The sequence below is a fragment of the Kitasatospora sp. NPDC007106 genome (assembly GCF_040634455.1).
Lineage (GTDB): Bacteria > Actinomycetota > Actinomycetes > Streptomycetales > Streptomycetaceae > Kitasatospora > Kitasatospora arboriphila.
Genome location: NZ_JBEYFP010000017.1, coordinates 16,885 through 39,833, shown reverse-complemented (window position 1 = coordinate 39,833; position 22,949 = coordinate 16,885). Strand labels below are relative to the sequence as shown.

The following is a 22,949-nucleotide window of genomic DNA, read 5'->3' as shown; positions in this document are numbered from 1 at the left end:
CTTGGCCAGCGTCAGCCGGGCGCCCGCGGCCGGAGCCGCCGGGGCGCCGGCGGACGGCTTGGCCGAAGCGCTGCCGGACGGCTTCGAGGACGCGCTGCCGGACGGGCTCGCCGAGGGGCTCCCGGACGGCTGGGCGGAACCGCTGCCGGAGGGCTTCGCCGTGGCACCCGCCGGCGGCGCGACGTCGGAGAGCGAGGCGGTGCCGCCCTCCGCCTTGCCGCCGGCCGGGTCGTACAGCGTCAGGTCGGTGTTGGCGAACAGGCCCTGGATCGGCGGCGGGCACACCAGCGTGCTGCGCTCCACCTGCGCGGTGGTGGCGCCGCCCGGCGCACCGGCCGTGGACGGGTCGGCCGGCGGGCGGAGCTCGGCGATCCCGAAGACCACGCCGAGCACGGCCACCGCGGCCAGCAGCGACCGGCCGGTGCGGCTGCCGCCGGGCAGGCCGTCGAAGCTGGGCTTCTTGATCTCGGGCAGGCTCGGCTTCTTGAGGCCGGCGGCCTTGATGCTGGGCTTCTTCATCGCGGGTCAGTTCCCCGTTCCGTGGTGGTGCGGGTGACCGCCGTTGGTGTATCCGTCCTGCTGGCCGCCGTCGGGGTCGTAGTACGGCTCGCCGGTCTGCTGGCCCGGCACCCAGGGCTGCTGCTCCTGCGGGTAGCCCTGGTACTGCTGGCCGTCGTAGCCGTAGGGCGCGTACGGGTCGGCGTACTGGGTGCCGTCGTAGCCGGGCTGCGGCTGCTGGTAGCCGCCCTGTTCGTACCCCTGCTGTTCGTACCCCTGCTGCTCGTACCCCTGCTGCTGCTCGTAGCCCTGCGGGTAGCCCTGGTGCTGGTCGTACCCCTGCTGCTCGTAGCCCTGCTGCTGCTCGTAGCCCTGCTGGTCGTACTCGGTCCCCCGGCCGTCCGGATCCTCGGCGTCCTGCCGGTCCCAGCCGTACGCGTCCTGGAAGCCGTTCTGGTACGGGTCGGCCTGGTAGGGGTCGGCGTAGTCGTCGGCACCCGGGCCGTCGGCACCGCCCTGCTGCGGGATGCCCGCGTAGACGCCGGTGTCGCCCTCGGTGCCGTCGGCCTCGCCGCGCTCGGCCATCCGGCGGGCGCGGCGGCTGCCGGGCGCGGGCGGCTCGGCGGCCGCGGCGAGCGCCTGGGCGGCCACCACGTCCTCGGGCAGGTCGTCGTCCTTGGTGCTGCGCCGGCCGGGCAGCGCGAGGACGAGCACGACCACGCCGAGCAGCAGCTGGCCGGCGATCCAGCCGGTGTGCGGGAGGCTGCCGGTGCGGGTGACCTCCAGGCGGCCGCCCTGCGCGGGCAGCTTGAAGGCCTGGGCCCAGTCGCCGTCCAGGGCGGCGGCCTCCAGCTCGCGGCCGTCCAGGGTGGCCTGCCACTTCGGGTCGGCCTGCTCGGCGATGCGCAGCACGCGGCCGGCCGGGCCGTCCGGGAGGTCGGTGACGATGTCGTGGGCGCCGGACGGCAGCGGCGTGGTGCCGCCGCCCTTGGGCGCGACCACGACCGCGCGGGTGGCGGGGGCGCCGGTGACCTGCCAGATGGCGATGCCGTTGTCGCGGCTCAGCCGGGACAGGCCGGGGGTGGTGTCGAGCACGTCGCGGACCTTGGCGGTCAGCGGGTCCTTCACCTCGACGTAGCCGATGCCGTAGGCGGCGAGCGCCTTGGCCTGGTCGCCGCCGGATCCGGCGAGCAGGCGTCCGGTGAGCCCGGTGAGGCCCTGGGTGGCGGCGGCGTCGACGGTGGCCTCGGCCTGGCCGAGGGTCAGCCCGGCGTCGCGGACGAGGGCGTAGCCGACGGCGCTGCCGTCCGCCTTGCCGGTCAGCACCAGGGTGCGGGAGCGGTCGGTGGTGCCGGCCTGCTCGGCGATGAAGGCGGGCAGCTGGGACTCGCGGGTGCGCTGCAGCGGGCCGTCGGCGCCGGCGATCGCCCACCACACGGCGGTACCGACCGGGGCGAGCACGGCGCTGGCGAGGACGAGCGCGGCGACCGGCTGCCGCCAGCCGAAGGCGATGCCGGAGACGCGGGCGTTGGCGCCGTCGGCGCCGATCGCGGCGGCGGCCAGCAGGGCGACGCCGGTCAGCAGGGTGGCCGGGCCGGCCCAGGCCGCGGTGCCGGGGCCGCCGGACGCCGGGATGACGGTGGTGCCGGCGACGGCGACGGCGAAGACCAGGCCGGCGCCGGCGGCGCCCCAGGCGGCGAGCACGGCGCGGCGCCGGTCGGCGCGCAGCAGCGCGGCGAGCGCGGCGAGCACGACGCCCGCGGAGAGCCAGACCGGCGGGGTGCCGGAGCCGCCGGGGTTGGCGAGCAGCAGGCCGAGCGGGGTGGCGGCGTGGCCGCTGAAGACGGGGACGCCGGCCTCCAGCAGGAGCCGCGAGGGGTGCGTCAGCACCTGGAGCGACCAGGGGGCGAGCACCAGGACGGGCACGCCGAGGATGACCACCACGCGCAGGCCGAGCAGCCGCAGCGCGGTGCCGCCGGAGCCGAACGCGCCGCCGCGCAGCACCGCGTGGGCGAGGGCGGCGAGGCAGAGCGGCACCGCGATCGCCCAGGCGAGCGGGACGAAGGCGGTGGAGAGGGTGAGCATGAAGACGGTCATCCAGACCGGCCGCCAGCCGGGCCGGGCGCCCTTGGCGGCGCTCTCGCTGCGGATGCCGAGGCCGGCCGCGATCGCCGCGGCGCGGGCCAGCGGCGGCAGCAGGACGGCGAACACGGCGGTGCCGATCCGGCCCTGGGCGATCGCGCCGGTGGCGGCGGGCAGCAGCGCGTAGGTGGCGCTGGCCCAGGCCCGGACGATCTTGGACCCGATCAGCGGCCGGGAGACCAGGTAGGCGCTGACCGCGGCGAGCGGCACGGACAGCACGACGATCAGGGTGAGCGCCAGGTTGGCGCTGCCGAACAGCAGCCCGGAGAGGACGGCGAGCACGGCCAGGTAGGGCGGGGCGGCGGCGGTGGAGCCGGTGCCGACGGGGTGCCAGGAGCCGGCGTAGGTGTTCCACAGTCCGGCCAGGCCGTCGGAGGCCGGGAGCAGGGCGCCGCCGGAGAGGTCGCCGGTGCCGAGCAGGCTGCGGCAGGCGGCCAGGGCGAACACCAGCAGGGCGGCGAAGAGCACCGGCGCCGGGCGCCGGACGAGCTTCTTCAGCAGGACGAACTGCTCGACGACGAGGTCGTCGGCGTCGTCGTCGCCGGGCCCGGACTCGACCGAGCCGTGCCGGCCGGCGCCGTGGTCGTCGCCGCGGCCGATGCCGAGCGAGGAGATCGCGGTCTCGACGGCGAGCCGGGCGGTGGCGCCGGGCGCCGGGAAGAGGCTGCGGTCGTCGAGCGCGTCGGCGGAGCGGGTGCGCTTGCGGCGTTTGCGGGCGAGCAGCAGCCGGGGCAGCCGGATGAGCTCGTGGTTGAGGCCGGCGAGTTCGTCGTACGCCTGCCGGGGGTCCTTGCCGACGAGGTTGGCGAGCACCCGCAGCAGGGTGCCGAGGATCATCCGGAGCAGGACGTAGGGGAAGAGCGCGCCGCGGGAGTTGGCGAGCAGGGTGTAGACGGCGCCGGCCTTGTCGACCCGGTGCGGGTGTTCGGGGCCGCAGTCGATGGCGCGGCGCTCGCGGCTGGCGGCCTCGGCGTGCCGGAGCACGGCGTCGGGGGCGACGACGACGCGGTGGCCGGCGGCGTTGACCCGCCAGCAGAAGTCGACGTCGTCGCGCATCAGCGGCAGCGCCTTGTCGAAGCCGCCGAGCTCCTCGAAGACGTCGCGCCGCACGAGCATGCCGGCGCTGGAGACGGCGAGCACCGGGCGGACCTGGTCGTGCTGGCCCTGGTCCTGCTCGCGGCGGTCGAGGCCCGTCCAGCGGCGGCCGGAGCGGGCGATGGTGACGCCGACCTCCAGCAGCTGCCGGCGGTCGTACCAGCTGCGCAGCTTGGGGCCGACCACGGCGGCGGAGGGCGTGGAGTCGGCGACCTGGAGGAGCCGGCGCAGCGCGTCGGTCTGCGGCTCGCAGTCGTCGTGCAGCAGCCAGAGCCACTCGGTGGGGTGGACCTCGCGCGGGCCGGTGCGGCCGAGGCCGTCCTCCTGCCGGCCCAGCGGGTCGTCGTAGTCGTCCCAGCCGCCGGTGACCGGGTCGTAGCCGGAGGGGTCGAGGCTGTACGGGAGGTCCTCGGGGCGCAGCGGCGGGCTGTTGAAGACGGCCTGGGCGACCGCGTTGCCGAATCCGGAGCGGCGGCCGAGCACCAGCGGGCCGCTCTCGGGCAGCCAGTCGCCGAGGGTGTCCTGGAGCAGCTGCGGCGAGGCGTCGGTGGAGCCGGTGTCGACGGCGAGGACGCGCTGGACGGGCCGGTCCTGGCCGAGCAGGCCGGCGAGGGCCTGCGGCAGCCAGCGCGCGCCGTCGTGCGAGACGATCACGGCGGTGACGAGGTGCCGCGGGTACGCGGGTGGCCGGGCAGCGGAGAAGCCGCTCTGGTGGCTGTAGGCAGTCATCGAGTTCGCGGGCCCCAGGGGTTCTTCGGCGGACGCAGCCTTCGGCGGACGCAGCCGGTGGACGACGGCGGGTGGTGCGCGCGCCGTCCGGTGGGGCCCGGTCCACCGGGGTGGCCGGTACCCGCGGGGCGGGCGGCGGTGCGCGGGCGCCGGATGGCGAGCATCCGGATGGCGCACCACACTAACGGCTCCGCCTCGCGGGGGCGCCGCCGGTACAGGGGAAGGACGGGCACGGGGACGCGAAAGCGCCCCACCGACCGGTGGGGCGCCCGGCACTGCTGGGGGGTTCGGTTCGTCAGACCGCGCTCTTCTTGAGCCGACGGCGCTCGCGCTCGGAGAGACCGCCCCAGATGCCGAAGCGCTCGTCGTTGGCGAGGGCGTACTCCAGGCACTCGGAGCGAACCTCGCAGGCGAGGCAGACCTTCTTGGCCTCGCGGGTCGAGCCGCCCTTCTCGGGGAAGAAGGACTCCGGGTCGGTCTGGGCGCAGAGTGCGCGCTCCTGCCAGCCGAGTTCCTCTTCTTCGTCCTCTGCGATGCCGTCACCGATCAAAAGCTCAAAGAGCTCGCTCATCTGGCGCGCCTCCTCTGCCCCTCTTGGCGTCCCCGTGGTGTTGCCGTTGCCTGAGCGGCGGAACGACACGAGTGAAATTACAGTTGCGCCGCTCTGGCCCAGTCAAGCCGAGCTCTGGTATTGGGTCGAGGATTCACTCCCCGGAACCAAGCCGCTACCAATAGTGTACATATCCGGACAACCCGGACATTTGCCCTGGAGCAGACGTAACCGCCCAAAGGTATCCGGTATCTGACGTCCGGTCAGCACCGGCCGGCCCCGCCGAGGCGGTCCCGGCGATCGGGCCGGAACCTGCTCCCGATCAAGAAGACGCCCGCGGAGGCGGCCCGGTTGCCCGGGTACCGGGCTGCCTTCCCGGCGATCTTCGCATCGAAACCTAGAGGGTGATTTATCACTCCATCCGGTGGTTGGTGCATGATCCGTCCTGAATGTCCCGGAGATCGGGTTGACACCGGACCCACGGGTGAGGTCTCCTGTCCCCCATGTATCGGTTCGTCTCCCGCCCCGTCGGCCGCCAGGCCGCCCCGCGGGCTGCCTCGAACCAGCTCTGTTGTCGCCTCTGTTCCTGCTGTATCTAGGCGCACGCGTCCCACCGCGCGCCGCACACAGCCCGAACATCGAGGCCGCCCGCGCGACACGTCCCCGAACCACCGCGGATCGGCTCACCACCCGACCGACCCCGGCCGATCCGAGGACTCCCGTGCGAATGCCCCGCCTCCGCCCGCGCAACCGCGACCGCAAGAAGAACGCACTCGTCACCACCCGCACCGCCGTGCGCATCGCCGCCCCGCGGCACCCCTGGGCCGACGGCCTGAGCGACGTCTCCATCGCCGGCGACCCGCTCGCCTTCCCCCACCTCGCCCGCACCGACCTGCCGCGCCACCCGGCCGCCCCGGTCACCGTCGCCGACCGGGCCCGACTGGTGCGCGAGATCGCCGCCGACCGCGCCCGCTGGGAGCCGCTGGTCCGCTACGACGCGCTCACCCGCTGGTACGCCCGGCTGGAGACCGGCCCCGGCTACGAGGTCTGGCTGCTCAGCTGGCTGCCCGGCCAGAGCAGCGGGTTCCACGACCACGGCGACTCCGCCGGCGTGATGGCCGTCGTGCAGGGCGAACTCACCGAGCGGTCCCTGACCGCGGCCGGCGAGGGCACCCGGGTGCTGCGACCGGGCACGCAGCGGGTCTTCTCCGGCGGCTACCTGCACGAGATGGTCAACGCCGCGCTGGAGCCCGCCGTCTCCGTCCACCTCTACACGCCCGGCCTGGTCGAGATGAACCAGTACGGCGCCGCCGCCGTGCCGGAGCACCAGCCCGAACCGCGGTAGCCGCCCCGCCGGCTGGCAGGATGACCCCATGCGCATCGTGGCACTGGCTGGCGGAATCGGTGGGGCGCGCTTCCTGCGCGGACTGAAGGAGGCCGTCGCCCCCGGCGACGTGATCACCGTCATCGGCAACACCGGCGACGACATCCACCTCTTCGGACTCAAGGTCTGCCCGGACCTCGACACCGTGATGTACACCCTCGGCGGCGGGATCCACGAGGAACAGGGCTGGGGCCGGGCCGACGAGACCTGGTCCGTCAAGGAGGAGATGAAGGCGTACGGGGTCGGACCCGACTGGTTCGGGCTCGGCGACCGCGACTTCGCCACCCACATCGTCCGCACCCAGATGATCTCCGCCGGCTACCCGCTCAGCGCCGTCACCGAGGCGCTCTGCGACCGCTGGCAGCCGGGCGTGCGGCTGATCCCGATGAGCGACGACCGGGTCGAGACGCACGTGCGGATCACCGACGACCGGGGAACCCGGGCCGTGCACTTCCAGGAGTACTGGGTGCGGCTGCACGCCGAGGTCGCGGCCGAGGCGATCGTGCCGGTCGGCGCCGACACCGCGAAGCCCGCCCCCGGCGTCCTGGAGGCGATCGCCGAGGCCGACGTGATCCTCCTCCCGCCGTCCAACCCGGTGGTGTCCGTCGGCACGATCCTCGCCGTGCCCGGCATCCGGCGGGCGGTCGCCGACGCGGCCGCCCCGGTCGTCGGGCTCTCGCCGATCGTCGGCGGCGCCCCCGTCCGCGGCATGGCGGACAAGGTGCTGGCCGCCGTCGGCGTCGAGGCCGCGGCCGACGCCGTCGCCCTGCACTACGGCGCCGACCTGCTGGACGGATGGCTGGTGGACACCGCCGACGAGGCCGCCGTCGCCGCGGTCGAGGCCGCCGGCATCCGCTGCCGCGCCGTCCCGCTGATGATGACCGACGTGCCGGCGACCGCCGCGATGGCCCGCGCCGCGCTGGAGCTCGCCGCGGAGGTGCGGGCGTGAGCCTGGAGATCCTCCCGGTCACCGGCCTCCCGGAGATCGCACCCGGCGCCGACCTCGCCGAACTCCTCGCCAAGCACGGCAGCTTCGAGGACGGCGACATCCTGCTCGTCACCTCGAAGATCGTCAGCAAGGCCGAGGGCCGCGTCCTGCACGCCGCCGACCGGGAGGCCGCCATCGACGCCGAGACCGTCCGGGTGGTCGCCCGGCGCGGCCCGGCCCGGATCGTCGAGAACCGCAACGGCCTGGTGATGGCCGCCGCCGGCGTCGACGCCTCCAACACCCCGCCCGGCACCGTCCTGCTGCTGCCCGAGGACCCGGACGGCTCCGCCCGCGCCCTCCGCGAGCGGCTCCAGGAACTCACCGGCCGCCGGCTCGCCGTCCTCCTCACCGACACCTTCGGCCGCCCCTGGCGCACCGGCCTCACCGACGTCGCCATCGGCGCGGCCGGACTGCCCGTCCTGGACGACCACCGCGGCCGCACCGACGGCCACGGCAACCTGCTGCAGCTCACCGTCACCGCCACCGCCGACGAACTCGCCGCCGCGGGCGACCTGGTGAAGGGCAAGACCAGCGGCACCCCCGTCGCCGTGGTCCGCGGCCTCGGCCACCTCGTCACCGACGGGCACGGCGAGGGCGTCCGGCCGCTGATCCGGCCCGCCGCCGACGACATGTTCCGCCTCGGCACCTCCGAAGCACTGCGCCGGGCCGTCACCCTGCGGCGCACCGTCCGCAGCTTCACCGACGAACCGGTCGACCCGGCCGCCGTCCGGCGCGCGGTCGCCGCCGCGGTCACCGCCCCCGCACCGCACCACACCACCCCGTGGCGGTTCGTCCTGCTGGAGGACCCGCGGACCCGCACCGCCCTGCTGGACGCCATGCTGGCGGCCTGGCGGCGCGACCTGCGGGAGCTCGACGGCTGGGACGAGGAGCGGATCGCCCGGCGGACCGCCCGCGGGGACGTCCTGCGCAAGGCCCCCTACCTGGTGGTGCCCTGCCTCGTCATGGACGGCTCGCACAGCTACCCGGACGGGCGGCGCGCCGCGGCCGAACGGGAGATGTTCACGGTGGCGATCGGTGCGGCCGTGCAGAACCTGCTGGTCGCACTCACCGGCGAGGGGTACGGCACCGCCTGGGTGTCGTCCACGATGTTCTGCCGGGACACCGTCCGGGAGGTCCTCGACCTGCCCGGTGACTGGGACCCGATGGGCGCCGTCGCCGTCGGCCGCCCGGCGGAACCGCCGAAGGAACGGCCGGAACGGTCGGCGGAGCGGTTCCTGACGGTTCGGTGAAGCTCTCCTGCGGAGGGCAGCACGCCCCCGACTTTGCCTGCCCTGACCCGCAGGGCGGGCCCGCACCCGGGTTGCGCAGTTCCCCACGCGCCCCTGGGGTGGTCCCTCCGGCAGGTGGGGCTAGCGGTGGCGGTGGTCGTTGGGGGTGAGGCGGGGGCCGTAGCGGGGGGCGCGGGATCCGGTGAGGCCGATGAGGCGGCAGACGCGGTGGCGCTGCGGGCGGTAGGGCTCCAGCAGGTCGAGCATCTGGGCGTCGTCGCTCCGCGGCCGCCCGGCCAGCGCCCAGCCGACCGTGTTCGGCAGGTGGAAGTCGCCGACGGACACCGCGTCCGGGTCCCCGTTGGCGCGCTGCAGCGTCTCGGCCGCCGTCCACACCCCGATGCCGGGGACGGCGGTCAGCCGGGCGAAGGCCTGCTCGTGGTCGAAGCCTGACGCCTCCTCGAGGCGCGGTGCGAGGCGGGCGGCCCGGACGACGGTCGCGGACCGCTTCGGGTCGACCCCGGCGCGGTGCCACTCCCAGCTGGGGATCGTCGCCCAGTCGCGGGCGGACGGCGCCACCCGCAGGCCGTCCACCGGTCCGGGGGCCGCGGTGCCGAAGTCGTGCAGCAGCGTCCGCCAGGCGCGGTGGGCCTCCAGGGTGGTGACCTTCTGTTCCAGGACGGCCGGCACGAGCGAGTCCATGACCAGGCCCGTCCGGGCGAGGCGGACGCCGGGGTGGTTGCGCTGGGCCTCGCGCAGCGGGCCGGGCGGGAGGACGAGCGCGCCGGGGTCGTCGTCGGCGCCGAGCAGCCGGGGCAGTGCGTCGAGCAGCCAGTCCGCGCCGGGGCCCCAGGCCTGGGCCTCGATCTCGCCGGAGCGCGGGGTGATCCGCAGGGTGCCGGGGCCGGCCGGGGTGCGGGAGGCGCGCCAGACCGAGCCGTCGGGGGTGGTGCGGAAGGACGGGTCGGCGGGTCCGCGCCGGAGCGGGAAGAGGGTGCGGCCGAGGTCGAGCGGGTGGCCGGGGCGCCACCGCCGTACCGTGCCCGGCATCGCGCCTCGCTCCCTTTCGTCCTCGGTGCCCGCCGTGCCGCGCGGGCGCCTCGAACGATACGCCCGGCGGCCGGGCGCCCGGCACGGGCCGGAGCGACGGGCCGGACGACGGACCGGAACCGCGGGCCGGAGCGACGGATCGGCCGGACCGGCCGCGGGGGCGGCGGGTCCGGCCGGTGGTCGGGTCCGGGGCGGTCGGGCTCACCGGCCCTGGAGGGTGGCCGCCCAGGCGCGGATGTCGCCGAGCCGGGCGTACAGCTCCTCGCCGGGGCACTCGGTGTTGAACGCGTCCCGGTGGCCGGAGATCGCGTTGAACTTCACCGAGGTGCCCTTCTTGTACTTGCTGCCGTCGGAGGCCGAGACGAGGGTCGCGGTGCCCTGGGCGTCCTTGCCGGTGAGGCCGAGCTTCCACGCGGCGATCTGCGAGATGCCGTCGATCTGGGCCTCCGGCGCCTCGTCGGTGACGTAGGTGCCGAGGGCGGCGACGCCGGCGGAGTTGGTGTTGAAGCCGAGGGTGTGCGCGCCGAGGACGGGTTCGGCGACGCCGCCGGCGCGGCCCTCGTAGATCGTGCCGCAGCGGTCGACCAGGAAGTTGTAGCCGATGTCCCGCCAGCCGAGGCTCTTCACGTGGTACTGGTAGATCGCCCGGATGACCTTCGGCGAGTCGCCGCAGCTGTAGTCGTTGGCGGTGTCGGTGTGGTGGACGAAGACCGCGCGGACGTCGCCGGTGTAGACGAAGCCGCTCTCCCGGATCGACTCGTCGGCGCCCCAGCCGGCCCGGGTGACGATGCCGGGGCGCGGGGCGGCACCGGCCGCGCGCGGGGCCGGCTCGGCGGGCCGCGGCTCGGGGGTGACGGCCGGATCGGCGCCGGGGTCGACGAGTTCGGCCCGTAACCCGGCCGGGAAGGGCCGGCTGCCGGCCTTGACCCGGACGGCGACGCCGTTGCTCGGGCCGACCCAGAGCGGGGCGGTGGCGCCGCGTCCGGTGACTTCGTCCGGCCGGTCGTCCCGTTCCGCCGTGAGGTCGTGCCAGGCGCTCCACTCTCCGGTGGTCGCGCTGCGGGTGCGGACCTGCACGCCGCCGTCGAGGGTCTCCGACGGGTCGTCCCAGCTGACGCCCACCAGGGCGAAGGTGCCGGTGGTCCGCGGGCCGAGGTCGCGGAGGGTGTCGGGACCGCGGAGCCCGGAACCCTCCAGGGGGATGGTGGTGACGCCGCCCGACGAGGGCCGCGCGTGCGCGGGCACGGCGGCGAGGGTCGTGAGCAGCAGGGTGGTCGTGGTGGCGGCCGCCGCGAGGGCGGCCCTTCGTTCAAGGCGCATAAATCGGATATTGACGGCAAAAAACCTCAGCCGCCACGCCGCTCGGCCGAGGTCGACGCCCCTGCCGGACGTCCATGAGGAGGCCGTAGGCTGGACCGCACCATGACTGCGCCCTTCGCTGCCGACGCCCGCATCCCCGCCGAGCTGCTGCACGCCTATCTGCGCCCCGGTGCCTCCGATGCCGACCCCTCCCGCCCTCTGATCACCTTCTACGACGACTCGACCGGTGAACGGGTCGAGCTCTCCGCGAAGACCTTCGACAACTGGGTCGCCAAGACCGCCAACCTCCTCCAGGACGAGCTGAACGCGGGCCCCGACGACCGCGCCGCGCTGCTGCTGCCCGCGCACTGGCAGACCGCGGTCTGGCTGCTGGCCTGCTGGTCCGTCGGGGTGACCGCCGTGCCCGGCGGCGACCCCGGCTCCGCCGACCTGGTGATCAGCGGACCCGACGGCCTGGAGGCCGCCGAGGCCTGTTCCGGCGAACGGGTGGCGCTCGCCCTCCGTCCGCTGGGCGGCCGCTTCCCCCAGCGGCCGGACGGCTTCCTCGACTACGCCGCCGAGGTGCCCGGCCAGGGCGACCGGTTCGCCCCGTACTCGCCCGTCCACCCGGACTCCCAGGCCCTGGAGACCCACATCGACGGCCTGCCGCTGAAACTGACCGGCGAACAGACCGTGCAGCTCGCCCGCGAGGGTGCGGCGCGCCTGGGCATCGGCCCCGGCGACCGGGTGCTGTCCACGCTGTCGTACGACGACTGGGCCGGGCTGGAGGCGGGGCTGCTGGCGCCGCTCGCCGCCGGCGCCTCGGTGGTGCTCTGCCGGAACTCCGAGGGGTTGACGGCGGATCAGTGGGAGAAGCGCATCGACGCCGAACGGGTGACGCTGCGCCTGGGCTGAACCCGAACGGCCGAACCCGGCCGACCGATCCACCCGGCGGGCCCGGCCCCGCCACGGAACGCCCGCGCACCGGCGGGCCCCTTCGGGGGCGTCCGAACGCGCGGGCGTTCCACCGTTTCTGACGGTTCACCGGACCGGGTCACATCCGTCCGATGCGGGCGGCCGGCCGTGCGGGCTCGTCTAGGGTTTCCCGGATGAACAGCGGACAGCGGCGTCCGGGCACCGCCCCGGACGCCTACTCCCGTGCGGCCGACCCGAGCGGTCCGCGGCCCGACGGCTCCCCGTACGTCCCGGCCCCCGGGAGCCGCCGGAGAGCCGGGGCCTCCGCCCTCGCCGGGGGCGGGCGGGCGGAGCGCCGCCGGGGCCTCCGGTCCGCCGAACGCGGCCGCCGCCTCGCCCGCTGGACGGGAATCACCGCCGCACTGGCCCTGGTCGCCGGCTGCGGCGGCGCGTACTTCGCGTTCCAGCACTTCAACGCCAACATCGCCTCGGTGGACGTGCACGTCGGCACCGAGTCCGAGCGGCCGCACGCCATCGAGGGCGCGGTCAACGTCCTGGTGATCGGCACCGACAGCCGGGTCGGCCTCGGCCGCGCCTACGGCGACGAGGGCAGCACCGGGCACGCCGACACCACCCTGCTGCTCCACGTCTCCCGGGACCGCACCAACGCCACCGTGCTGAGCATCCCCCGCGACCTGATGGTGCAGATCCCGGAGTGCCGCACCGGGGACCGGCGGATCCCCGGCGAGCGGCGGGCGATGTTCAACACCAGCCTCGGCGAGGACGGCCGCGACCCCGGCTGCACCTGGACGACGGTGGAGAAGCTGACCGGCATCCGCGTCGACCACTTCATGATGGTGAACTTCGAGGCGGTCAAGACGCTCTCGACGGCGGTCGGCGGCGTCGAGGTGTGCGCGGCCAAGAACATCGACGACCCGGACTCCCACCTGCGGATGACCAGGGGCCGCCATGTGGTGCAGGGCGAGGAGGCACTGGCCTTCGTCCGCACCCGGCACGCCGTCGGCCTGGGCGGCGACCTCACCCGCATCCCGCTGCAGCAGCAGTTCCTGAGCTCGATGATCCGCAAGATCAAGAGCACTGACACCCTGACCAGCCCCACCAAGCTCTGGCAGCTCGCGGACGCCGCCACCAAGGCGCTCACCGTCGACTCCGGGATCGACGACGTCCGGCGGCTCAAGGACCTCGCGCTGGAGCTCGGCAGGGTCGACGCCGGGCACATCACCTTCGCCACGGTGCCGGTACAGGACGACCCCCGGAACAAGGGCCGGCTCGCGCTGCGCCAGCCCGACGCCGCGCAGCTGTTCGCGCTCGTCGCGGCCGACCGCTCACTGGACCCCGCCGCCCCCACGGCACCCGCCGACGCGTCCGCGGTCGGGGCGGCCGGTGTCGCCGCGCGGTCCTCGGCCACGCCGGCCAGCCGGGCCTCCGGCCACCCGGGGCTCGGCCCGCTGCTCGACCCCTCCGAGGTCGAGGTGACCGTCCGCAACGGCAGCGGGGTCGGCCGGCAGGCCGGGCGGGCCACCGCGGAGCTCCAGGCCAAGGGCTTCAGCAAGGCCGCCGTCGGCGGCAACACCCAGGCCGCCGCCGCCAGTTCGATCGGCTACCCGGCAGGCCGGGCGGAGGAGGCGGCCGCGCTCGCCACCGCCCTCGGGCTGCCCACCGACTCCGTGCGACAGAGCGCGAAGCTGAGCCCCGAGGACGGCCTGGTCGTGGTGCTCGGCCGGGACTACGTCCCGCCGGCCGCCTCCGCGGGCCCGGCCGCGCCGGGCGCCGGCCCGTCGTCCCCGGCCTCCACCGTCCCGCTGCCGACCGCGCCGCCGGAGAACCTGCAGCGCGTCCGGGCCGACGACACCGATGTGTGCGCGAAGTAGCGGCCGCGGGACACTACGTCATTTTCCGTCCTGACACAGTCGGTTCTGTAACCTTTCGGCCGCGCGAAGCGTCCTGTCTGTAGACCGACCGGCCAGGGGGAGACCGGGCCGAGCCGGCACGGGGGCCTCCGTGCCGCGTGCCCGCCGGACGGTCCGGGATCGCCCCACCGGCCGGCCGGCCACCGGGGCAGGAGACTGGGCGGACCACATGACGAGCGTTGAGCCGATACCCGGTGGCCGGGCCGCCGCCCGGCGGGCCCGGCAGGACGGCGCGTCCCGGCGGGGGCCGGGCGGCCGGCGCTGGCTGCGCGTCGTGGCCATCACCACCGGGGCCACCCTGGTGGTGGGATGCGGCGCGGGCTACCTGTACTACCGGCACCTCAACGGCAACATCCAGGCCGGTACCAAGAACCTGACGGACGAACAGGGCGCCCGCACCGCACCCGACTCCAAGGGCCGGACCCCGCTCAACATCCTGATGATCGGCACCGACAGCCGCGCCTCCTCCGAGAACGTGGCGCTCGGCGGCTCCGCCGACGAGGCGTCCCGCCCCGGCCTGGCCGACGTCCAGATGCTGCTGCACGTCTCCGCCGACCGCACCAACGCCTCGATGATCAGCATCCCGCGCGACACCATGGTGACGATCCCGACCTGCCACGACGACAAGGGCACGACCTACAAGTCGACCACCCACACCCCGATCAACGAGGCCCTCGCCCGCGGCGGTCCGGGCTGCGTGGTCGGCACCTGGATCAACCTGACCGGCCTCGACATCGACCACTACATGATGGTCGACTTCAGCGGCGTGGTCCGGATGGCCGACGCCATCGGCGGTGTGCCCGTCTGCGTGGACCGCAACATGTGGGACCGCTACCAGCCCGGCCACGGCGGCACCGACCTCAAGCTGCCCAAGGGCACCAGCAAGGTCCAGGGCGAGGACGCGCTCAAGTGGCTGCGCACCCGCGACGCCTGGGGCTCCGACCTCGGCCGCACCAAGGCGCAGCACATGTACCTCAGCTCGATGATCCGCGAGCTGAAGTCCAGCGGGCGGCTCAGCGACCCCGGGCAGCTGATGTCGCTCGCCGAGGCCGCCACCAAGTCGCTGAGCGTCGACAAGGACATCGCCGACCTCAAGAAGCTCTACGACCTCGGCAACGAGCTGAAGCAGGTGCCCACCGAGCGGACGACGACGCTGACCGTTCCGGTGCTGCCCGACCCGAAGAACCCCGCGGCCAAGCTGATCCTCAAGCAGAACGACGTGCAGCAGATCTGGAAGATGCTGCTCGCCGACAAACCGCTGGACGACAAGGGCCCGGCCGCGGCCGCGGCCGCCTCGCCGACCCCCGCCGCCGCGCCCTCGCCGACGGCCGGTGCCGACGCGCCCGCGAAGAGCACGATCGCGGTCACCGTCCAGAACGGCACCGGGGTCACCAACCGGGCCGGCGACGTCAAGAAGGCCCTGGTCGCGGCCGGGTTCACCAAGGCGGCGACGGCGCCCGGCGGCGGCACCCGGGACACCACCAAGCTCACCTACGGCGCGGGCCAGCAGGCCAAGGCCCAGGTGGTCGCCGCCGCGCTCGGCCTGCCGGCGAGCGCCCTGGCGGAGTCCGGCACGTCCACGACGCTGAGCCTGGTGATCGGCGCGGACTGGAAGAGCGGCACCGCCTTCACCGCCGCCCCCGCGCCCACCGCGCTGCCGACCACCGTCGAGGCGGAGACCTCGGACAACGACAAGGACTGCATGACGGTCGTCCCGCAGGGCAACCGCTACACCTACTGACGGACACTCAGGCGGACGGCCCGTCCACGCTCTCCGCGAGCGGGGACGGGCTCTCCGCGAGGGGGGACGGGCTCTCCGCGAGCGGGGACAGCAGGCCGTCCGCCTCGGCGTACCGCTCGCCGGTGCGTGGGCAGCGCCAGACGCCCTCGCCGGCCGGCTCCAACGGCTCGCCGGCCCGGCCCACCCACTTGATACGGCGGGCCGGCACCCCGGCCACCAGCGCGAAGTCGGGGACGTCCCGGTGCACCACCGCACCGGCCGCGACCAGGGCCCAGCGGCCCACCGTCACACCGGCGACCAGCACCGCGCGGCCGCCGATCGAGCAGCCGCGGCGGAGCGTCACCCCGCGGGCCTGCCAGTCGTCGCCGCGCTTCAGCCGCCCCTCGGGGTCGACCGAACGCGGATAGAGGTCGTTGGTGAGCACCGCCGCCGGGCCGACGAAGACGCCGTCCTCGACCACCGCGGGCTCGTAGACCAGGGCGTGGTTCTGCAGCTTCACCCGGTCGCCCAGGTGCACGCCGGGGCCGACGTAGGCGCCCCGGCCGATGATGCACTCGGCACCGATCTCGGCGTGCTCGCGGACCTGCGCGAGGTGCCACACCGTGCTGCCGGGGCCGATCACGGCCCGCTCGTCGACGTCGGCCGTCGGCTCGATCCGGACGTCCGCGCGCCCGCCGGTGCCGTCCGCCGCCCCCTCGGTGATCCCCATGGCGCCGAAGATAGCGGCGGCGGGCCCGGCGGGGAGGCGTTTTCGCCCCGGCCCCGGGGTGCCGGGCGGGCCGCGGTACGGCGGCCGGCCCGGCGGGGGCGGGTCAGGCGTTCTCGGTGCGCGGGGCCATCGGCTCGGGGCGCTTGCTGGCGATCACCCGGCGGGCGAGGCTGCGCGGCGAGGTGAGGAAGCCGAAGCCCCAGCTCATGTGCATGGTCGCGAGCGCCACCGGCAGCTGGAGCCGGGCCTTCGCGGACAGGCCGCGGCCCTCGCGGACCGAACCGGCGAGGATGCCCAGCACGTAACCGCCCGGGACGACCAGGAACACCGGGTGGACGGCCGCGCCCAGCACCAGACCGGCCAGGCAGGCGAGCAGGGCCGCCGGCGGGGCCAGGTAGCGCAGGTTCACCGAGCCGCGGTGGTAGCGGGTCACCACCCGGCGCCAACGGCCGTAGTCCTTGTACTGCTTGGCGAGCGCCCGCACGCTGGGCCGCGGCCGGTAGGTCACCTTCAGCTGCGGGGTGAACCAGATCAGGCCGCCGTCCTGGCGGATGCGGTAGTTCAGCTCCCAGTCCTGGGCGCGGATGAACTCCTCGTTGTAGCCGCCCTGCTGCTCCAGCACCTCGCGGCGGAAGACCCCGAGGTAGACCGTCTCGGCCGGGCCGGCCAGGCCGCCGGTGTGGAAGGCCGCGTTGCCGACGCCGATCTTGGAGGTCATGGCGGCGGCGACCGCCTTCTCCCACTCGGTCTCGCCCTCGGCGTGCATGATGCCGCCGACGTTGGCGGCGTCCATCTCGCCGAGCAGCCGGACGGCGGTCGCGATGTAGCCCGGCGTCAGCAGACCGTGTCCGTCGACCCGTACCACGATCGGGTGGCGCGAGCCGCGGATCGCGGCGTTCAGCGCGGCCGGGGTGCGGCCGGTGGGGTTGGGCACCGTCTTGACCCGCGGGTCCTCGGCGACCAGCTCGGCGGCGATCTCGTCCGTCCGGTCGGTGGACGGGCCGAGCGCGATCACCACCTCCAGATCACCGGCGTACTCCTGTTCCAGGATGTGCCGGACGGCGGTGCGCAGGTGTCGTTCCTCGTTGAGCACCGGCATGATCACGGAGACCGCCGGCAGCTCCTCAGCAGCCTTGGTGTTCATCGCGCCCACCGTACCGGCGCTGCCCGGGTGGTGTCAGGCGAGGGTCCTCCGGCCGCCCCGACGGGGTCCCGCCGGGGCCCGGCAGGTGCCCGACGGATGCCCGGATCCGCCGGGTGGAACGTTTCGCCGGGGCGGGTGACGGGCGGCGTGCCGTGGCACGGACGACCTTGCCGCGGGCCTACCATCCCGAAGATGCCCACCTCGCGCCGTCCCGGACCGCCGCCGCCCCGCCGCGCGCACGGGCACCCCGGCGGCCAGGGCGGCGCAGCCCGCGGGAACACGGGCCGGAACGGGGCGGGTCAGAACGGGGCGGGCCGCGGTGGTGCTGGTCGCGGTGGTGCTGGTCGGGGCGGTACCGGGCGGGACAGCACCGGGCGGCAGGACCGGGGGCGGGTCGGCGGTGCGGGGCTCGGGGGTGCGGGTGGACGTGGCGGGGCCGACGGCGGACGCGGCGGGCCCCGGGGCGGCGCGCGCGGCGGTTCCGCTCCCCCACCGGCCGCCGGGCGGCGGCGGAGCGGCGGGTTACGCCGCTGGGGCCGCTGGGCCACCGTGGGCCTCTCACTGGCCGTGCTGGCCACCTCCTGCGGCGGCTGGGTGGTGCTGCACGGCCTGGGTGACGCGATCCAGCGGGTCGACGCCATCGGCGGCGGCTCCGACCGGCCCGCCGACGAAGGGCTCACCACCTTCCTGGTGGCCGGGACGGACGAGCGCGAGGGCATCCCGGAGAGCACCCTCAAGAACGTGCTGCACGCGGGCGGCGAGTCCTGCCACTGCACCGACACCCTGATGGTGGTGCAGCTCGCCGGGAACGGTGGCCGGGCCACCGTGGTCAGCATCCCCCGCGACTCCTACGTGGAGATCCCGGCCCACCAGGACCCGGCCACCCACCGCCAGGTCCCCGCCGCCAAGGGCAAGATCAACGCGGCGTACGGGATGGGCGGCGCCCCGCTGACCGTCCGCACCGTCGAGCAGGCCACCGGCCTGCGGATCGACCACTACCTGCAGATCAACTTCCTCGGTTTCGTCAGCGCGGTGGACGCGCTCGGCGGGGTCGAGGTGTGCACCGCCAAGCCCCTCAAGGACCCGTACTCGGGACTGGACCTGCCGGCCGGCACCAGCCGGCTGGACGGGGCGGGCGCCCTCAAGTACGTCCGGGCCCGGCACGTCGACGGCAGCTCCGACCTCGGGCGGATGCACCGGCAGCAGCGGTTCGTCGCCCAGCTGCTGCGGCAGGCCACCGCGCAGGACGTGATGCTCGACCCGGCCCGGCTCGGCACGGTGCTCGGCAGTGCGCTGAAGGCGGTCAAGGCCGACAAGGGGCTCTCCACCTCGGCCCTGCTCGACTTCGCGAGCCGGCTCAAGGACCTCTCCGCGGCCTCCGCCGACTTCGCGACCGTGCCGGTGTCCGACGTCGACCACCAGGTCCCCGGGTGGGGGTCGACGGTGCTGTGGGACACCAAGGCCGCGAAGGCGCTGTTCGACACCGTCCGGCAGGGGAAGCCGCTGACCGGGCACGCCGCGCCGGCGCCCTCCGCCTCCCCCGTCGCGGCGACCGAGGCGCCCGCCGCGGCCGGGACCGTCCCGGCCGGACAGATCCGGGTCCAGGTGCTGAACGGCACCGGCCTCACCGGCCTCGGGTTCCGGGTCGACGAGGAGCTGCGCCGGGCGGGGTTCGCCACCACCGGCACCCCCTCCAACGCGGACACGGTGACCACGCGCACGGCCGTCCGCTACGACCCGCGCTGGGACGAGTCGGCGAAGACCCTCGCGGCCGCCCTGCCGGGTGCCGAACTCGTTCCCGTCCCGGGCCTGGGGGCGACCCTGCAGGTCGTGGTGGGCGGCGACTACCGCGGACCGGCCTCCCCTTCCGGCGCACCCTCCGCCCCGGGTCCCGCGGCGGCCCCGGCCTCGCCGTCGACGTCGGCGCCCTCGTCGGCCTCGCCCGGGCCCGCGGTGGCGGCGGAGACGGGCAGCGAGATCAGCTGCGGCTGAGCGGCGGTGCGGGCGGGCACTCAGGCGCGTCGTGCGTGTCGGACGCCGAGACGCACCGGGTGATCAGGGGTGTCACAGGAAGCGGCAGCCCAGCGTGACCAGCACCAGGACGGCGAGCGAGAGCCGGTTCAGCAGCAGCTGCGGGCGGCCGACGGCCGAGGCCGGCAGGACCTCGGCCGGGCGGCGCTGCGGGGAGCGGGCCGACGCGGAGACCAAGTCGGCCATGAAGACCGCGAAGCCGCCGGGGTTGAGGCGCACACCGTCCACCCGGGTCGACCAGTTGCGGACGGACACCTGCCGGCCGTCCGTGAACCGCACGGTCAACGTGCTCCCGCGGGCCGACGCGCCCTTCACCTCGTCCCAGCTCCAGCGGCGTGCCCGCAGGGCCGAGGTCAGCACCAGGCCGTCGCGGTCCTGGCCGATCTGCCAGGTGAAGTCCCTGGAGAAGGCGAGCAGCGCCATGAGCGCTCCGCCCAGCGGGACCACCAGCCCGCCCCACCAGCCGGGGCGGGTGGCATCGGCGGCATAGAGGGTCGACATCACTCCGACGACCGGGCCCACGGCCCAGCGGGCCACCAGCGGCATGCCGACCACCCGGGCCGGCTCGCGCCGACCGTCCGCGGGCGTCTCCTCGCCGGACGCGGCCGCGCTGCCGGCGGCCCGGGCTCCGGCAGCCGGGGCAGCGGTGGTGGTGGCGGCGGCGGTGGTGGCGGCGGCGGTGGTGGCGGCGGCGGTGGTGGTGGCGGCGGCGGCGGCGGCGGCGGCCGGGTCTACCGCGGGAGACGTCTCTGACATGCGGCGATGATGGCAGGGGCCGCTGTGGTGGCCGCGGGCAGGGACCGCCCGAGGGCGCGGCGGCACGGCGCGCCGCATGCACCGAAGGGGATGCCGGTGGGAACGCCGAAGGGGCCGGGCGCTCGGCCCGGCCCCTTCGGTTCCGCGGATGTACCGCGGGCCCCCGTCGGTGGTGCGGTCAGTCGGTGGCGATGGCCGCCAGGATGTTCATCCGTCCCGCCCGGAAGGCCGGGAGGAGGGCGGCGAGGAGGCCGACCACCGCCGAGGCGACCAGGATGCCGACGATGGTGCCGACCGGGACGGTCAGGATGTCCAGGCCCTGGCCGGCGAGCACCTCGCGGGAGGTGATGCCCCAGGCTAGGCCGAGGCCGGTGCCGAGCAGCGCGCCGAACACCGCGATCACCACGGACTCCAGACGGACCATCCGGCGCAGCTGACGGCGGGACAGGCCGATCGCCCGCAGCAGGCCGATCTCGCGGGTCCGCTCGACCACCGAGAGGGCGAGCGTGTTGACCACGCCGAGGACGGCGACCACGATCGCGAGGCCGAGCAGGCCGTAGACCATGTAGAGCAGCTGGTTGACCTGCTGCTGGATCAGGTCCTTGTAGCCGGCCTGGTCGCGGACGCTGATCTGCGGGTAGGCCTCCAGGGACTTCTGCAGGGCGGTCAGGGTCTGGCCGGGGTCGGCGCCGGGCGCGGCCTTGCCGTACAGCTGGATGCTGGCGGGCAGGTCCTTCTCGGGGACGACCTTGGTGACCGTGTCGGTGTTGACGATGTAGGCACCGGAGAACAGCGACTCGCCGGAGTCGATGATCTGGCCGACCGGCAGCGACTGGGTGCGACCGCGGCCGTAGTCGACCTTGACCGAGTCACCGATCTTGACCTTGTGCTGGGTGGCCCAGTCCTGGGGGACGGCGATGCCTCCGTCGAAGGCGGCGGTGATGCTGCCGGCGGTGGACTTGAGGCGGAAGTCCTCGGCGAACGTCCGGGTGGCGGCGACCAGCTTGGTCTCGGTGCCGGCGCCGTCCGGGGCGGTGACCTTAGCGGGCACCTCCTTGGCCTCGGTGAGGTGGGCGAGGCCCGGGGTCGCCTTGGCGGCGGTGACCATGGCCGGGGTCAGGGTGGTGCCGGGCCCCTGGCCGGCGACGATGTAGTCGGCGCCGACCGACTTGTCGATCTGGGCGTTGGCCGAGCTGACCATCGAGGAGGTCACCACGGAGGCACCGGTGACCAGGGCGAGACCGATCATCAGGGCGGCGGCGGTGGCGCCGGTGCGACGCGGGTTGCGCATCGCGTTGCGCTGGGCGAGCTTGCCGGACGGGCCGAACAGGGCCGGCAGGAAGGCGCCCAGCACTCGGATGATGCCGGTGGCGAGCAGCGGGCCGATGACCACGAAGCCGATCAGGCTGAGCAGCACGCCGAGGCCGAGCCACTGGCCGCCGGTGGCGGCCTTGTCGGCGCTCGCGGCGGCGGCCAGGCTCGCCGCGCCGAGGCCGGTGACGACCAGGCCGACGACGATGCGGATCCGGTTGGCGGAGGCCTCGGCCGGGGTGCCGTGGTCGCGCAGGGCGGCCATCGGGGAGATCCGGGCGGCGCGGCGGGCCGGGAACCAGGCGGCGAGCAGGGTGATCAGCACGCCGACCGCGTAGGAGGCGGCCGGGACCGTCCAGGTGATGTCCAGCGAGGAGGCGTCGAGGTTCATCCCGACGGCCTTCATCAGCTGGATCAGCAGGGTGGCGAGGCCGAGACCGGCGGCGAGGCCGATGGTGGAGCCGAGCACGCCGAGGATCAGCGCCTCGACCATCACCGAGCGGTTGACCTGCTTGCGGCTGCCGCCGATGGCGCGCAGCAGGCCGATCTCGCGGGTGCGCTGGGCGACCAGCATGGAGAAGGTGTTGATGATCAGGAAGCCGCCGACCAGCAGGGAGATGCCGGCGAAGCCGAGCATGGCGTACTTCATGAAGTTGAGGAAGGAGCCGACGCCCTTGTTGTTCTCGGCCTTCTGCTCGGCGGCCGTCTTGGCCTCGTAGCCGGTGCCGAGGGCGGTGAGGGCCTGCTGCTTGAGCTGGTCGTCGGTGCGGCTGCCGTCGCCGAAGACCTCGACGGTGGTGTAGGCGGTGGTGCCGAGGAGGTCCTGCTGGGCGGTGGGGGTGTCCATGAAGGCCAGCGCCGCACCGGGGTTGGTCGTCCGGAAGGTGACGATGCCGGAGATGGTGAAGTCGTAGTTGCCGCTGCGGGTGATGACGCGCAGTTGGCTGCCGAGCTTGAGGCCGGCCTTCTTGGCGGTGTCGGCGTCGAGCATGATCTGGCCGGCGCCCTTGGGGGCGCTGCCGGAGGTGATGTCGACGGAGTTGCGCGGGGTGTCGACCCAGTTGCCGGTGAGCGTGGGCGCGCCGGAGGTCGGGCCGACCGACTTGTTGGTGGCCGGGTCGACCAGGGTGGCGCTCTGGACGAAGACCTGGCCGAGGGCGGTCTTCACGCCGGGCAGGCCGGCGAGCTTCTGCACCGTGTCGACGGGGACGGTGGCGGGCGCGCCGCCGTCCTGCTCGCCGGCGGTGAGCTTGTCCTTGGCCTGGCCGACGGACAGGTCGGAGGCGGTGGAGGCGAAGAGCCGGTCGAAGGTGCCGGTGGCGGTGTTGGAGAAGACGAGCGTGCCGGACACGAAGGCCACGGACAGCACGACGGCGATCAGTGAGAGGACCATTCGCCCCTTGTGGGCGAAGAAGCTCCGTAGTGAGGTCTTGAGCAGCATCGGTGC

Annotated in this window: 15 protein-coding genes and 1 pseudogene; 7 read left to right on the top strand and 9 right to left on the bottom strand. The window is 74.8% G+C overall.

Annotated features, from left to right (window positions below; all coding sequences use genetic code 11):
- The 3 genes and pseudogenes from ABZ641_RS03865 to ABZ641_RS03855 form a co-directional block, all read right to left on the bottom strand.
- Nucleotides 1-519: pseudogene (locus ABZ641_RS03865) on the bottom strand (hypothetical protein); the annotation flags it as partial.
- Between the two features lie 6 nt (nucleotides 520-525).
- The gene (locus ABZ641_RS03860) at nucleotides 526-4,464 is read right to left on the bottom strand and encodes a glycosyltransferase (RefSeq protein WP_359978948.1); all 3,939 of its coding nucleotides are present in this window, start codon (nucleotides 4,462-4,464) and stop codon (nucleotides 526-528) included.
- 295 nt (nucleotides 4,465-4,759) lie between these two features.
- A complete protein-coding gene (locus ABZ641_RS03855) occupies nucleotides 4,760-5,035 on the bottom strand; it encodes a WhiB family transcriptional regulator (protein ID WP_030276170.1) in 276 nt (91 codons plus the stop codon).
- 706 nt (nucleotides 5,036-5,741) lie between these two features.
- Here ABZ641_RS03855 and ABZ641_RS03850 point away from each other — a divergent pair.
- Genes ABZ641_RS03850 through ABZ641_RS03840 form a run of 3 tightly spaced genes read left to right on the top strand, consistent with a single transcriptional unit; the run spans nucleotide 5,742 to nucleotide 8,636 of the window.
- Nucleotides 5,742-6,359, top strand: a complete 618-nt coding sequence (locus ABZ641_RS03850) for a cysteine dioxygenase family protein (protein WP_344622058.1) — start codon at nucleotides 5,742-5,744, stop codon at nucleotides 6,357-6,359.
- A gap of 28 nt (nucleotides 6,360-6,387) precedes the next feature.
- On the top strand, nucleotides 6,388-7,347 hold the full coding sequence (gene cofD / locus ABZ641_RS03845) for a 2-phospho-L-lactate transferase (RefSeq protein WP_344622059.1): 960 nt from the start codon (nucleotides 6,388-6,390) through the stop codon (nucleotides 7,345-7,347).
- Nucleotides 7,344-8,636 carry a coenzyme F420-0:L-glutamate ligase gene (locus tag ABZ641_RS03840; RefSeq protein WP_344622060.1) on the top strand — a complete coding sequence of 431 codons (1,293 nt, stop codon included), beginning with the start codon at nucleotides 7,344-7,346 and terminating at the stop codon, nucleotides 8,634-8,636. The genes cofD and ABZ641_RS03840 overlap by 4 nt, the downstream gene beginning before the upstream one ends.
- A 120-nt stretch (nucleotides 8,637-8,756) precedes the next feature.
- Here ABZ641_RS03840 and ABZ641_RS03835 read toward each other — a convergent pair whose 3' ends face one another.
- Entirely contained in the window at nucleotides 8,757-9,665 is a 909-nt protein-coding gene (locus tag ABZ641_RS03835) for a DNA-3-methyladenine glycosylase 2 family protein (RefSeq protein WP_359978944.1), read from the bottom strand.
- 201 nt (nucleotides 9,666-9,866) lie between these two features.
- Nucleotides 9,867-10,985, bottom strand: a complete 1,119-nt coding sequence (locus ABZ641_RS03830) for a peptidoglycan recognition protein (protein WP_359978941.1) — start codon at nucleotides 10,983-10,985, stop codon at nucleotides 9,867-9,869.
- A gap of 102 nt (nucleotides 10,986-11,087) precedes the next feature.
- Here ABZ641_RS03830 and ABZ641_RS03825 point away from each other — a divergent pair, with 102 nt between their 5' ends.
- The 3 genes from ABZ641_RS03825 to ABZ641_RS03815 all read left to right on the top strand — a co-directional run bounded on the left by ABZ641_RS03825 (nucleotide 11,088) and on the right by ABZ641_RS03815 (nucleotide 15,551).
- Nucleotides 11,088-11,879 (top strand): TIGR03089 family protein, encoded by a 792-nt coding sequence (locus ABZ641_RS03825; protein ID WP_359978939.1) that lies wholly within the window; start codon nucleotides 11,088-11,090, stop codon nucleotides 11,877-11,879.
- 194 nt (nucleotides 11,880-12,073) lie between these two features.
- Entirely contained in the window at nucleotides 12,074-13,771 is a 1,698-nt protein-coding gene (locus ABZ641_RS03820) for an LCP family protein (protein WP_359978937.1), read from the top strand.
- 208 nt (nucleotides 13,772-13,979) lie between these two features.
- Nucleotides 13,980-15,551, top strand: a complete 1,572-nt coding sequence (locus tag ABZ641_RS03815) for an LCP family protein (protein ID WP_359978934.1) — start codon at nucleotides 13,980-13,982, stop codon at nucleotides 15,549-15,551.
- Between the two features lie 7 nt (nucleotides 15,552-15,558).
- On the opposite strand, the gene ABZ641_RS03810 is transcribed toward ABZ641_RS03815, so the two are convergent.
- Entirely contained in the window at nucleotides 15,559-16,260 is a 702-nt protein-coding gene (locus ABZ641_RS03810) for an acyltransferase (RefSeq protein ID WP_344622066.1), read from the bottom strand.
- 103 nt (nucleotides 16,261-16,363) lie between these two features.
- Nucleotides 16,364-17,404 carry a glycosyltransferase family 2 protein gene (locus ABZ641_RS03805; RefSeq protein ID WP_359978930.1) on the bottom strand — a complete coding sequence of 347 codons (1,041 nt, stop codon included), beginning with the start codon at nucleotides 17,402-17,404 and terminating at the stop codon, nucleotides 16,364-16,366.
- 549 nt (nucleotides 17,405-17,953) lie between these two features.
- Here ABZ641_RS03805 and ABZ641_RS03800 point away from each other — a divergent pair.
- A complete protein-coding gene (locus tag ABZ641_RS03800; RefSeq protein WP_359978927.1) occupies nucleotides 17,954-19,396 on the top strand; it encodes an LCP family protein in 1,443 nt (480 codons plus the stop codon).
- Between the two features lie 72 nt (nucleotides 19,397-19,468).
- On the opposite strand, the gene ABZ641_RS03795 is transcribed toward ABZ641_RS03800, so the two are convergent.
- Both ABZ641_RS03795 and ABZ641_RS03790 read right to left on the bottom strand, forming a co-directional pair.
- Nucleotides 19,469-20,191, bottom strand: coding sequence for a hypothetical protein (locus tag ABZ641_RS03795; protein WP_359978925.1), 723 nt, complete (start codon nucleotides 20,189-20,191; stop codon nucleotides 19,469-19,471).
- Between the two features lie 178 nt (nucleotides 20,192-20,369).
- Complete coding sequence (locus tag ABZ641_RS03790; RefSeq protein ID WP_344622071.1) at nucleotides 20,370-22,943, bottom strand: FtsX-like permease family protein; 2,574 nt, start codon at nucleotides 22,941-22,943, stop codon at nucleotides 20,370-20,372.
- Nucleotides 22,944-22,949 lie beyond the last annotated feature (6 nt).

What these genes read in the sequence shown, in the direction of transcription:
- ABZ641_RS03860 (WP_359978948.1), bottom strand. Translation starts at nt 4,464, where the DNA reads ATGACTGCCTACAGCCACCAGAGCGGCTTCTCCGCTGCCCGGCCACCC.
- ABZ641_RS03855 (WP_030276170.1), bottom strand. Translation starts at nt 5,035, where the DNA reads ATGAGCGAGCTCTTTGAGCTTTTGATCGGTGACGGCATCGCAGAGGAC.
- ABZ641_RS03850 (WP_344622058.1), top strand. Translation starts at nt 5,742, where the DNA reads ATGCCCCGCCTCCGCCCGCGCAACCGCGACCGCAAGAAGAACGCACTC.
- cofD (WP_344622059.1), top strand. Translation starts at nt 6,388, where the DNA reads ATGCGCATCGTGGCACTGGCTGGCGGAATCGGTGGGGCGCGCTTCCTG.
- ABZ641_RS03835 (WP_359978944.1), bottom strand. Translation starts at nt 9,665, where the DNA reads ATGCCGGGCACGGTACGGCGGTGGCGCCCCGGCCACCCGCTCGACCTC.
- ABZ641_RS03830 (WP_359978941.1), bottom strand. Translation starts at nt 10,985, where the DNA reads ATGCGCCTTGAACGAAGGGCCGCCCTCGCGGCGGCCGCCACCACGACC.
- ABZ641_RS03825 (WP_359978939.1), top strand. Translation starts at nt 11,088, where the DNA reads ATGACTGCGCCCTTCGCTGCCGACGCCCGCATCCCCGCCGAGCTGCTG.
- ABZ641_RS03820 (WP_359978937.1), top strand. Translation starts at nt 12,074, where the DNA reads ATGAACAGCGGACAGCGGCGTCCGGGCACCGCCCCGGACGCCTACTCC.
- ABZ641_RS03815 (WP_359978934.1), top strand. Translation starts at nt 13,980, where the DNA reads ATGACGAGCGTTGAGCCGATACCCGGTGGCCGGGCCGCCGCCCGGCGG.
- ABZ641_RS03810 (WP_344622066.1), bottom strand. Translation starts at nt 16,260, where the DNA reads ATGGGGATCACCGAGGGGGCGGCGGACGGCACCGGCGGGCGCGCGGAC.
- ABZ641_RS03805 (WP_359978930.1), bottom strand. Translation starts at nt 17,404, where the DNA reads ATGAACACCAAGGCTGCTGAGGAGCTGCCGGCGGTCTCCGTGATCATG.
- ABZ641_RS03795 (WP_359978925.1), bottom strand. Translation starts at nt 20,191, where the DNA reads ATGTCAGAGACGTCTCCCGCGGTAGACCCGGCCGCCGCCGCCGCCGCC.
- ABZ641_RS03790 (WP_344622071.1), bottom strand. Translation starts at nt 22,943, where the DNA reads ATGCTGCTCAAGACCTCACTACGGAGCTTCTTCGCCCACAAGGGGCGA.